Genomic DNA, 10,979 nt, shown 5'->3' with positions numbered 1-10,979 from the left:
CCTCGCCCCCCCCCCGCCGGCCCCCCGGCGCGCGGCCGGCGGGCCGGCGCCCCCCCCCCCCCCCCCCCCCCCCCCCCCCCCCCCCCCGCTTCTTGCTGTGCTCACACCCCTCGCAGCATACCCCTATGGGGTATATGGTTGTGGTGTGGGTCCGCGGGAGCGGGGTCACACTGGACAGGATTGGGGATGACGGTCATGGACCACAGCGCACACCACACCAGCACCGCTCACGACCACACGGCGCACCAGGCGCACGCGGGTCACGCCGGGCACCAGATGGGCGGAGTGACCTGGGGGGCTGCGGCGAAGGCGACGCTGCACTGCCTGACCGGATGTGCGATCGGCGAGATCCTCGGCATGGTGATCGGCACCGCCCTGATGTGGGGCAACGTCCAGACGATGATCCTGGCGATCACGCTGGCGTTCGTCTTCGGCTACTCGTTCACGCTGTTCGCGGTCCGCAAGGCCGGCCTGGAATGGAAGAGCGCGATCAAGGTGGCGCTGGCCGCGGACACCGTGTCGATCGCGGTGATGGAGCTCGTCGACAACGGCATCATCGCCCTGACGCCCGGAGCGATGGACGCGCATCTGTCGGACGCGCTGTTCTGGACGGCGCTGCTGGGCGGCTTTGTCGTGGCCTTCGTAATCACGACGCCGGTCAACAAGTGGATGATTAGCCGCGGCAAGGGCCACGCCGTCGTCCACGCCTATCACTGACCCAGCCGTACGGCACCGCGCCCGGCCGCACCTTGGGGCAGCTCAACGGCCGCTTCCTGGTACGCCGCTTCTCCCTCCACGCCACCCTCGTCGCTGGCCTGACCCTGAGCAGCCTGGCGATGCTGACCCTGGCCACCGGCCTGCTCGGCACCCCCACGCTGCCGACCGTGTGCGTGGTGCTGTTCGTCCTGGTGGCGAGTCTGGAGCTGCTCATCGGCAACGCCAACGCGCTGGCCATGAACCGCACCCGGCATGCCGCCGGCGCCGCCTCCGCCCTCCTGGGCGCTTCCAGCTTCCTCATCGGCCCTCGTCTCCCCCCTCGCCGGTCTCACCTCCAGCGCCGTCCCGATGGCCGTGATCCAGACCGTCGCCGCCGCGGCCGCGCTGGCCGCCGTCACCGCGTCACCCCGCAGAGCCTGTTCCCGTTCGGCGATGCCACCGCATTGCCGAACGGGAACAGGCTCTGCGCGCGTGGGTCTACGGGGCGGGGGTATAGGTGACGGTGTTGCCGCCGCACCCGGCCGCAATGTCGTACAGGCGGTCCTGCTCGTTCTGGTCGACGGCGAGCTGCCAGCGGAGCTTGGTCGCGGTCCACTCCGACACGTACCGGCACAGCGCCTCCGAGCCCGGTGGCAGCCACTCGAACGGGTCCTGGTCGGCCTTCTGCCGGTTCGACCGCGCGGTCACCGCGACGAGGCTGGTAGTCTGCTGCTGATCGTTGGCGTACGCCTCACGCCGCGCCGGAGTCCAGGCGGAGGCGCCGGAGTCCCAGGCCTCGGCCAGGGGCACCATGTGGTCGATGTCCAGCGCCGTGGCGGAGGTAACGGTCTGCTCGTCGTAGTACGACCACCAGCTCCCCCCGCTCAGCGTGCACCGCGGCCCCACCACCGGAGGCTCGACGGCCTCGGCGATCAGAACTTCCCGGCGGGTATCGCAGCCGTCGGTGCGGTTCTCGCCCGCGTTCCAGTGCCTGAAGGCGTCACGGTCGTAGCCCTCCCGGGACTCGTCCGCGATCCGCAGCGCGGAAACCGCCACCCCGATCGGCAGAACCTCGGGGACCGCGGCCGCGGCCTGGGCGGTCGTGGGCAGGGACAGGGACAGCACGGTCAGGGCCAGGGCGGCGGCCGCGCGCATCACAGTGATCATCACGGAACCGGTTGTAGCCGCCGACCCGCCGTCGGCGAGCCGTTGCGCCGCCGGAGTCACCCGATTGCACAGCCGGATTCACCGGCGAAACGACACTCCCAACGCCCTGCGGACCGGCCCCCGACGCCGCTTCAACGGGGGCCGGTCAGGAGGGTGGGGCGGCCAGGCGTGCTTCGAGGTAGGCGGTCCAGTCAGTTGCGGCCTGCCGGCGCCAGTGGGCGGCGGTGACGGGGTGGAGGCCGAGCATCGGGCCGAGTACCGCGGGGGGGGGTGTCTCTATGTCCTTCGTCAAGGACGTGGTGCCGGGTATGAGGCTGTTTGGGATGGTCATGCGGCGAGGGTGACGGCGGGGACTCTGGACTCGTAGAAGGTGCCGTCTCGGAGCATGGCGAACAGGACGCTGACGCGTTGGCGGGCAAGGCGGAGGAGGGCTTGGGTATGGGTTTTGCCGCGGGCTCGTTGCCGGTCGTAGTAGGTGCGGGAGGCCGGGTCGGCGTTCATGCAGGCGAAGACGGAGAGGAACATGGCCCGTTTGAGTTGCCGGTTTCCGCCTCTGGGTGCATGTTCGCCGTGGATCGAGGTCCCCGACGACTTCGTGGTCGGGGCGAGGCCGGCGTAGGAGGCGAGGTGGGCGGCGCTGGGAAAGCCGGTGCCGTCGCCGACGGTGACCAGCAGGACGGCGGCGGTCCTGACTCCGACTCCCGGCATCGAGGTCAGGACTTGGTGAAGAGGGTGGGCCTCCAGCAGGGTGCTGATCTGGGCTTCCAGGGCTCGGCGCTGGTCGTGGACCGCTGCGAGCGAGGCGGCCAGGGACGGGATCACGATGTCGAGGGTGCCCGTGCCGGGAACGATGACGGTCTGCTCGTCGAGGGCGTCGAAGATCTCGTCGATCAGCCGCGCGGCCATCCGCGGCGCCTTCGGGCGGATGAGTTCGACGAGCCTGCGGCGGCCGGCCTTCCGCAAAGCGGCCGGGGACCCGTGGCGCTCGAGGAGCCAGGTGACGGCCGGGTGGTCCAGCCGGGGCCCGAGCACGCGTTCCAGCGACGGGTGGAACTGAGTCAGCAGGCCGCGTATCCGGTTGCTGGTGCGGGTGGCTTCTGCGGCGAGGTCCTGGTCGAAGCCGGTCAGCACCGTGAGCTCGGCGGTGATCTCGTCGGTCAGCTCCAGCGACCGCAGGACGTGCGGCATCGTCCGAGCCGCGTCCGCGATCACCGCCGTGTCCTTCGCATCGGTCTTCGCCTCTCCAGGGTAGAGGTCGGCGATCCGCCGCATCGCGAGTCCCGGCAGGTAGGCGACCTCGCAGCCCGCGTCCCGGGCCACGGTCAGCGGCAGGGCCCCGATCGAGGCGGGCTGGTCCACGATCACCAGCACGGTGCCGAACTTGGCCTTGAGCTTGTCGAAGACGGCCCGCAGTTTCGGTTCGCTGTTGGGCATCGGCTTGTCGAAGACTTTCTTGCCCGCCGGGGTCAGCCCGTGGCCGTGGTGAGCTGTCTTGCCGACGTCCATGCCCAGGAAGACGCCCACATCGCTGGTGTCTAACATCGCACCCCTCCTGGGTGGTTGACCGTGCTGGCCTCGGCGGTGGCACCGCGCTCGCGCATCCACGTTATGCAGACCTGCCGCCCACGTCTCTGTCCGGCATTGCGCCGGACCGGGCGGTGGCCGGGTCTCTCATCAGCGGCTCCGACGGCACCCCACGGACCCGGCGACACCACCCCCCAGGTCATCCGTTCGACAGAGGGGACACAGTCATACCGGGCCCGGAGGCCAGCGGCCCCATTGCAGGACCGCGAAAAACATAACGGGGGGAGCCCGCGAGCCTGGCTCGGGCACGACCGTATCCGTAAGACTTCCGTTTCCTGACTTTTCACCCGCTTTGATCCTGGCTGGCTGACCATGAAGGTATGGACGCCACCCTGTACTTCCTCGCAGTGGACCGGACCCTGACGAACATCGCCTGGTTCCTGGTCGTCGGACTTCTCATCGTCGGCTTCCTGATCGCTTCGTTCGTGCTGGGCAGGCGTATACGCGTGCACGAGCCCGCGCCGCCCACGTCCGACAGCCAGCCCCGCCTGCCCGTCGGCGGTGCCGTGCACGAGGTACGCGAGGAGCGTGAGTCCCGCGGCTTCCCCGAAGGCGGTCTGCGCCCGCACCAGATGGGCGGCTACGGCAACGGCGGCTCCACCACCCACAGCCACCCCGAACAGGCTCGCGCTGCCAGGGAGTCCGCCTTCGACCACCCCAACCCGCGCACGAGCTGAGCGACTCAGCATTGGTGAACTTCGGTGCGCGCCACCAGTCGCCTTCGGAGACCCGGAGCACCACCGGCAGGTGCCTCAAGCACCATGGGCACACGGGGGATGAAGGAGGCCCGATCATCATGGCCACTGTCACCCAGAACCAGACTCGACGCGGTCGGCGCGTCGTTCTCGACGATCACCTTCCGGTCGATCACCGGCTGCGTCGTGTCTACCGCGGTGGTGCGGGGCTCATGGGCGCGTTTCTGGTCGTGTTCGGCGTCCTGGGGCTGGTCGACCGGATCGGGTTCTTCAGTACCAGCGGGGGCATGGTTATGGGCCTGGGCAGCAATGGCGCGTTGAGCGTAGCGTCCGTCCTCGTGGGCGGTCTGCTGTTGGCCGGCGCGGTGATCGGGGGCAATACCGCGTCCACCGTCAACATCATCGTGGGCGTTGCCTTTCTCGCGGCCGGCTTCGCGAGCCTCGCGATCTTGGACACCCGCTTGAACGTGTTCGCGTTCCATCTCCAGAACGTGGCCTTCAGCTTCGTGAACGGTCTGCTGCTGATGACGTTCGGTATGTACGGGCGGGTCAGCGGATCGCTGCCCCACGACAGCCCGTACTGGCGGTCCCGCCACCCCCGCGGTTGAGGGTTCCCGTTCCGTACTCAGGCGGGATCCGCGCCGACCTGCTGTTCGAGGGCGGCTTCGGCGTTGCGGATGGCGTGGGCCGCGTTGATGAGGCCGATGTGGCTGAAGGCCTGGGGGAAGTTCCCGAGGGCTTCGCCGGTGCGGGTGTCGACTTCTTCGGGTAGGAGGCCGAGGTCGTTAGCGTGGGCGAGGGCAGTCTCGAAGACGTGGCGGGCGCTACTGCTCTGGCCGGTCAGGGCGAGGGCTTGGGCGAGCCAAAAGGTGCAGAGCAGGAAGGTTCCCTCGTCGTCGTCGATGTCGTCCTTCAGGTAGCGACGGACCAGCCCGCGTGAGTCGGTGAGCTCCCGAGCGATCATCTCGATGGTAGAGCGCACGCGGGGGTCGTCACCGGGGAGGAAGCCGGTGAGGGGCAGCATCAGTGCGGAGGCGTCGAGGCGGTGGCTGCCGAACGCCTGGGTGAACGCGCCGGCCTGCGCGTTGTAGCCGCGGTCCTCGATGGTGTCGCGGATCTGTTGGCGGACGTGCTGCCAGTCGGTGACGCGGTCTGGGGCGCCGAGGGCGGGGGCGAGGTCGATGGCGCGGTCCAGGGCGACCCAGCACATGAGTTTGGAGTGCAGGAAGTGGCGGGCGGGGCCGCGGCCCTCCCAGATGCCCTGGTCGGGGTCGGCCCAGCGGCGGGCGGCGGCTTCGGCGCACTGGCGCAGGAAGGTACGGACCGGTGGGTCGAGGAGTTCGTCGTGGGGCAGGGTTTGGTGGGCGGCGTCGAGGAGTTCGCCGTAGACGTCGAGCTGTCGCTGGCGCCAGGCGTCGTTGCCGACGCGCACCGGGCTGCTGCCCCGCCAGCCCGACAGGTGGGGCAGGGTGCGTTCGCTCAGGTCGCGTTCGCCGCCGATGCCGTACATGACCTGGAGGTCAACGCCGCGCTCCAGTTGGGTGGCGGCGGCCTGGGCGAGGAAGTCGAAGAAGTCGGCCTTCTCCTGTTTGCAGGCGGCGGTGGCCAGGGCTTGGAGGGTGAGGCTGGCGTCGCGGACCCACGTGTAGCGGTAGTCCCAGTTGCGGGTCCCGCCGATGCTCTCCGGGAGCGAGGTCGTCGCCGCGGCGACGATCGCACCTGTCGGTGCGTAGGTCAGGGCGCGCAGCACCCGTCCGCTGTGGCGGACCTGCTCTTGCCAAGGGCCCGTGTAGGCGGCGTGGAGCGTGGACCAGGACCGCCAGCCCGCTTCGGTGTCGGCCAGCCGGCGGCGGATGCGGCGCGCGGACCACGGTTTGCGATCGGGGCCCCAGGCCGGCTCGGCGCTGAGCGCGAAGCCGAGCCGGTCCCAGGCCTTGAGGCTGGCCTCCGCGTGGGCCGCCGATCCTTCCAGGCGAAAGGCGAGGTCGGTGGCGAGCATCAGGACCTGAGCACCTCCGCGGGCCAGCAGGCCTCCGCGGGTACGGGTGACGACCGGCTGGATCAGGCCGAACTCCGGTCGCGGGGCGTACTCGACGGTGATGTCGACCGTGCCGCTGGTGCAGGTGACCTGGCGCAGCAGGCTCCCCGGCGAGGACTCCCCCATGGCGTGTCCGCGCTCGCGCCTGCCCAGGGCCAGCGCGTCGCGGAGCACCACGATGCCGGTGGGGGTGCGGAAGGTGGTCTCCACGACCAGGGTGTGGGGCAGGTAGCGGCGGCTCACCTCGGCTGGCCCGCCCGTCGGGTGGATCGACCAGTGGCCCGCGTCCTGATCGAGGAGCCGGGCGAAGACCGCCGGGCCGTCGAACCGCGGGAAGCACAGCCAGTCCACCGACCCGCCCGAACTCACCAGCGCAGCCGACCGGCAGTCCGAGAGGACCGCGTAGTCGCCGATGGGCCGGTCACTCACGCTGAAGCTCCCGTTCGACTATCCCCGAGACCCCGGCCGATGCCGGCGAAACCATCCGGAGCCCCGGCGGTACGGTCGCGTGCCCCGGCACTCCCCGCTCCGAGGCCGGCGACGTGACGGCAAGCCCCGGAGCAGGCAGTGGTGAGCCGCGGCCACCCATCCCGGGGCGGCCGGAGCCCCACCAGGAGACATCCTGCACACGTGTCCCGGGACACACCGCGCTGGCGACGCGCCTGCGGCCACCCGAACGCCTGCACTCCCCGACCTCGAGCCGCCCGTCTGACGCTCCCGGCAGGCGGCCCCCGACAACCGGACCTAACGTCGACTGGGACCGCACCAGGCAGACCGGAGGAGGCACCCCGGACCGTGTCGCCCGCCCGCTGCACGGGCACGGCACCGTTCGCCCGCCCGATCACCTTCGGGCGGGCCGTCCACGGCTGACAGGAGTGTGTGTGAGCGCCGCCGCTTCGCTGCGGATCAACGGCCCCGAGCCCTGGCATAGCGGCCCGTACGCCGAGGCGATCTGCATGCCCCGGGAAGGGCTCACGTTGCGGGACACCGAGGGCTGGTGCCTGCCCCTGGACGTCCGGCGCTGGTGCGCGCAGGCGGACGACACGGACCGGGGCGTCGTGGACCGCTGTGTGGGCCGGGTCCTGGACATCGGGTGCGGGGCGGGGCGCCTCGTCGAGGAAGTCTCCCGGCGAGGGCATCATGTCCTGGGGATCGACGTGTGCCCGACCGCCGTCATTTCCACGGTGTGCCGGGGCGGTACGGCAGCCAGCCGGTCGGTGTTCGAGCCGCTCCCCGGGGAAGGCCGCTGGGACACCGCGCTCCTGGTCGACGGGAACATCGGGATCGGCGGGGATCCCCGCCGCCTGCTGAAGCGTATCCGCCGTGTGGTCCGCAAGCGGGGGCTCCTGATCGCTGAGGCCGCCCCCGGCGATGTCGACGAGCGGCGCCGGGTGCGGATCCATGCCGGGCAGACGGCGGCGAGCCCCGTCTTCGACTGGGCCACCGTCGGCACCCGGGCCCTGGTCCGGCACGGCCGCATGTCGGGCTGGACCCCCGTCGAGCAGTGGGCCGGCCCGTCAGGAGAACGTCACTTCGTGGCCTTGCGAGCCCGCGCCTGAACGCGGACCTTCTTGCGTTCCGGCCGCAGACGCAGCCGGGTCCGCACGAGCAGGACGATCGCCGAGGCGATAAACAGGGCGGCGGTGATCAGAAGCCAGCGGGCGAGGAAGCCGTCGGCCGACAGGGCGGTGTAGGCGGTGTAGTGGCCGCCCTGCTGCAGGATCAGCGGCCACCAGACGAGGAACAGGACCCCGGCGATGAAGAGGGGGACGCGGAGGTAGTTCACGCTCGGACGCGGCCCGGGCCCGGACTCGGCGGTCCGGCCGCGGAAGAGGTTCTGGGCGGCGCGGTCGGTGAGCGAGTAGGCGGGGAGCAGCAGCAGGTCGTGAACGAGGGCGGCGCCGACGAACCAGATCGCCACCCCGATGGTCTCGCCCTTCAGGAGGCGGATGCCGGCGTAGAGGGCGAGGGCGAAGCAGGCCAGGGTGAGCAGGAGGTGGAGCGGGGAGGCTCCGTAGCGGCGGCGGAATGCCGCTGCCGCGCCTGTGGTGGGGTGGTTCATGCGGGTTCTCCGAACGTCAGGCGGGTGACCCATTTGGTGTTGTGGACGCCCGGGGCCGCCGGAATGATCACCCGGGCCGGGTAGCCGTGGTCCGGTGAAAGATCCGCGCCGTTCACGCGCATCGCGAGGAGCGAGCGGTCGTCACGGGCCTGGTTGGCGGCGAGGACGACGGAGGAGAAGGACCCGCCGCGCTGGACCGACTCGACCAGGACCTGCGGCGTGCCGGTGCCGAGGCCGACGAGTGCGGCCAGATCGGTGAGGCGTACGCCGGACCACTGCTGGTCGGGGGTGGACCAGCCCTCCACGCACGCGATCGGCAGCGCCGCCTCCCGCTGGGGCATCGCCAGCAGCATGTCCCGGGTCAGTACTTCCTGACGGCCGCCACCGCGCACCGTCAGCCGCCAGGCGGGTCCGGTGTCGCTGGGGCGGATCCCGCTGGAGGCCGCGGTCTTGTTGATCTGGAAGCCGTTCGGACCCGTGCCGGGGTCACGGCCGTGCGGGGCCAGCAGGGCGGTCTTGCGCCACCAGCCGCCGATGCTCTGACCGGCTGTGACAGCCAACAGGGCCAGCGAGCCGGCGCCCACCATCGCGACCGCTCCGCGCCGGCTGATCGTCGGGGCCGCCGGACGGGGCGAGACCAGCCCGGCCGCCTCCTCCGACTCGGGCGGGGGCTGGAAGCTCCGGCCCGCCCGGACGGCCCGGACGGCGCGCGGCAGCCGGAACGCGACGTGGACGACGAACGCGGCCATGAACACCCAGGCACCGTAGAAGTGCAGGGTGTAGAAGGAGCCCGGGAAGATGTAGTCCAGCTGGATGTTCAGGATCCCGGTGACGAACGTGAACCCCGCCCCGCCCACCAGCAGGAGCAGCGACAGCCGTTCGAGGGCGTGGGCGGGCGGCCACTCGAACAGCTTCGGGATCACCGACCACAGCTTGGCCAGGAGCACCGGGACCAGGACCACGCCGAGGACGGTGTGCACGCCCTGCGTCAGCCGGTACAGCCAGTACGGCGAGGTAGGCCAGGTGAACAGGTAGAACCCCAGCCACCCCTTGTCCGGCGTCTGGTCGTTGCGCGCCGCCAGATCCGGGTTGTAGGCCGCGTACGACAGCAGACCCGTCACGAACAACACCACGACCCCGACCAGCAGCACCAGACCGAACACCCCGGTCAGCCACGGCCCCCGCAACGGACTGCGCCAGAACCCCGGACGGGCCGGACCCGGCGGAGGACCCGCGGCCCGCGCCCGTCCGACCACACCCCGCACCCGCTCGACGACCGACGGCCGTGCCGGCTTCAGGGGCGCCGCGGAGGCAGATGGTCCCCCCGGCATACCACCCTGCCGGTTACTCTCGCCGCTTGTATCCACCCGGAACATCTCCATACGTATCCGGCTCATCGGGCATGAGCGTCGAGGAGAACATCCCGCATCCACGCACGAAACCGACCCAGGACACGCGAGCCGGGCTACCGGCGAGGCCAGCCCAGGTCGGGCAGCCGCTTTGCCGTCTACCGCCCATCCCTCGCCGAGCTGAGCGCGGACATCGGCTTCGACCTATCCGACCCATCCGGACTGCCGGTCCGTGCCGGTCGCTCGTCGTTCAAGAGCAGCGCGTGGCTGCCGATCCGGACTGCGCGTTTGCGGCCACTACGGCCCGCGCGTCGCGACGGCAGGGCCGTGGCTGCGGGCCTCCCCTCAGCACCACGGTCAGTCAGCCGCTGTAAGTCATCAACCCGCCGACCGACGCGGCGCAATATTGCGGCTCCATCCCGACGAACCGCCAGCACCGACGACCCCGGCGTCCTGTGCCTCGACTGGGACACCCGCCAGACGCAGCTGCACCCGGCCTGCGTGTGGGCCGGTGTCTTCGCGGACGCACCGGCTGCATCGCGGGCCACCGCAGGCGTCGCGCGCGGTCTTCGCTCACCCAGCCCCGCAGCCGGCAGGGGTGACGGCGGCCCGGGGCAGGGGCAATCAGCCGCGCTTGCCCTCACAGTCGGGCCGAGGTCCCGTCAGCACACACCTGCCGCGACCCGCCTGACCACCCGCCACCCCCGAACTACGGTCGGCCATCCCTACGCCGCAGCGCAGATGCGTCCCGCACGACCATCTGAACGGGCCACCGTTTCGGAAACGGGGAGGTTCACGTTTCCGCTCACCCCCGAACGCCGGGATTGGCTACGGAGGCGGTCAGGGGCTGTCTCCGTCCCAGAGGAACGGGCCTTCGGAATCAGCCTCGGCGGGGCCGTAGAACACCCGCCCGCCGGGGCAGAAGGGGCCGCCGCCGACGGTAAGGAGCGCACCGTCCGCCCGCTCTGTCTCGGACCAGCCGGTGACATCGAGCAGCTGTCCGTCAAGGGGACCGCCCACCAGATCCACATATGCGCGCCCCGGACCCGGACCCGACCAGTGCCCGTCGTCGCCGCAGTACACCCGCGGCCCCATCCCATTCATCCCGCCAGCCTGCCGTTCCCCGACCCAGCCCACCTCGCAAACGGCCGAACTTGTCTGCCCACAGCAGGCGGAGAGGTAAGAGGGCTTCTCCGCTGCCCGCAGTCAATCGAGGTCCGCTTGGTGCGATCCGGGCCTGCGCAGTCGGCTGCGCCCTCCATCGCGGCGTCCGCCGCAGTGGACACCGCGCCACCCGAAGTCGACGGGGAGCACCTGCGCGCGGGCGGCACTCTGGCTCGCGTCGCTGCTTGCCTGAGATGCGTGAGATGCAGACCTATGCCTAGCCT

The 10,979-nt window shown here is 70.9% G+C and carries 11 protein-coding genes; 5 read left to right on the top strand and 6 right to left on the bottom strand.

Annotated elements, in window-relative coordinates:
* Positions 1-195: 195 nt before the first annotated feature.
* Positions 196-717 carry a DUF4396 domain-containing protein gene (locus ACZ6S8_RS35550; protein ID WP_469462049.1) on the top strand — a complete coding sequence of 174 codons (522 nt, stop codon included), beginning with the start codon at positions 196-198 and terminating at the stop codon, positions 715-717.
* 32 nt (positions 718-749) lie between these two features.
* Entirely contained in the window at positions 750-1,217 is a 468-nt protein-coding gene (locus ACZ6S8_RS35545) for a hypothetical protein (RefSeq protein ID WP_469462047.1), read from the top strand.
* Here ACZ6S8_RS35545 and ACZ6S8_RS35540 read toward each other — a convergent pair.
* The 3 genes from ACZ6S8_RS35540 to ACZ6S8_RS35530 all read right to left on the bottom strand — a co-directional run bounded on the left by ACZ6S8_RS35540 (position 1,195) and on the right by ACZ6S8_RS35530 (position 3,405).
* Positions 1,195-1,866 carry an HNH endonuclease family protein gene (locus tag ACZ6S8_RS35540; protein ID WP_469462045.1) on the bottom strand — a complete coding sequence of 224 codons (672 nt, stop codon included), beginning with the start codon at positions 1,864-1,866 and terminating at the stop codon, positions 1,195-1,197. The genes ACZ6S8_RS35545 and ACZ6S8_RS35540 overlap by 23 nt on opposite strands.
* A gap of 142 nt (positions 1,867-2,008) precedes the next feature.
* The gene (locus ACZ6S8_RS35535; RefSeq protein ID WP_469462044.1) at positions 2,009-2,194 is read right to left on the bottom strand and encodes a hypothetical protein; all 186 of its coding nucleotides are present in this window, start codon (positions 2,192-2,194) and stop codon (positions 2,009-2,011) included.
* Positions 2,191-3,405 carry an IS110 family RNA-guided transposase gene (locus tag ACZ6S8_RS35530; RefSeq protein WP_469462042.1) on the bottom strand — a complete coding sequence of 405 codons (1,215 nt, stop codon included), beginning with the start codon at positions 3,403-3,405 and terminating at the stop codon, positions 2,191-2,193. The genes ACZ6S8_RS35535 and ACZ6S8_RS35530 overlap by 4 nt, the downstream gene beginning before the upstream one ends.
* Before the next feature lie 362 nt (positions 3,406-3,767).
* On the opposite strand from ACZ6S8_RS35530, the gene ACZ6S8_RS35525 reads away from it, so the two are divergent.
* Both ACZ6S8_RS35525 and ACZ6S8_RS35520 read left to right on the top strand, forming a co-directional pair.
* On the top strand, positions 3,768-4,124 hold the full coding sequence (locus ACZ6S8_RS35525) for a DUF6479 family protein (RefSeq protein WP_469462040.1): 357 nt from the start codon (positions 3,768-3,770) through the stop codon (positions 4,122-4,124).
* Positions 4,125-4,243: 119 nt separating this feature from the next.
* Positions 4,244-4,750, top strand: a complete 507-nt coding sequence (locus ACZ6S8_RS35520) for a DUF4383 domain-containing protein (protein ID WP_469462038.1) — start codon at positions 4,244-4,246, stop codon at positions 4,748-4,750.
* Between the two features lie 17 nt (positions 4,751-4,767).
* Here the strand turns inward: ACZ6S8_RS35520 and ACZ6S8_RS35515 are convergent, their stop codons facing one another.
* Positions 4,768-6,609: a glycoside hydrolase family 15 protein gene (locus tag ACZ6S8_RS35515; protein WP_469462037.1), complete on the bottom strand. Its 1,842-nt coding sequence runs from the start codon at positions 6,607-6,609 to the stop codon at positions 4,768-4,770.
* Positions 6,610-7,061: 452 nt separating this feature from the next.
* On the opposite strand from ACZ6S8_RS35515, the gene ACZ6S8_RS35510 reads away from it, so the two are divergent.
* On the top strand, positions 7,062-7,739 hold the full coding sequence (locus tag ACZ6S8_RS35510) for a class I SAM-dependent methyltransferase (RefSeq protein WP_469462035.1): 678 nt from the start codon (positions 7,062-7,064) through the stop codon (positions 7,737-7,739).
* Here the strand turns inward: ACZ6S8_RS35510 and ACZ6S8_RS35505 are convergent.
* Both ACZ6S8_RS35505 and ACZ6S8_RS35500 read right to left on the bottom strand, forming a co-directional pair.
* On the bottom strand, positions 7,709-8,242 hold the full coding sequence (locus ACZ6S8_RS35505) for a hypothetical protein (RefSeq protein WP_469462034.1): 534 nt from the start codon (positions 8,240-8,242) through the stop codon (positions 7,709-7,711). The two genes, ACZ6S8_RS35510 and ACZ6S8_RS35505, sit on opposite strands and share 31 nt — an antisense overlap.
* Positions 8,239-9,405: a molybdopterin-dependent oxidoreductase gene (locus tag ACZ6S8_RS35500; protein ID WP_469462033.1), complete on the bottom strand. Its 1,167-nt coding sequence runs from the start codon at positions 9,403-9,405 to the stop codon at positions 8,239-8,241. The genes ACZ6S8_RS35505 and ACZ6S8_RS35500 overlap by 4 nt, the downstream gene beginning before the upstream one ends.
* Positions 9,406-10,979 lie beyond the last annotated feature (1,574 nt).

It is taken from the genome of Streptomyces sp. NPDC048461, assembly GCF_055587105.1.
The sequence above is the reverse complement of the archived record's forward strand: the minus strand, read 5'-3'. Positions and strand labels throughout refer to the sequence as shown.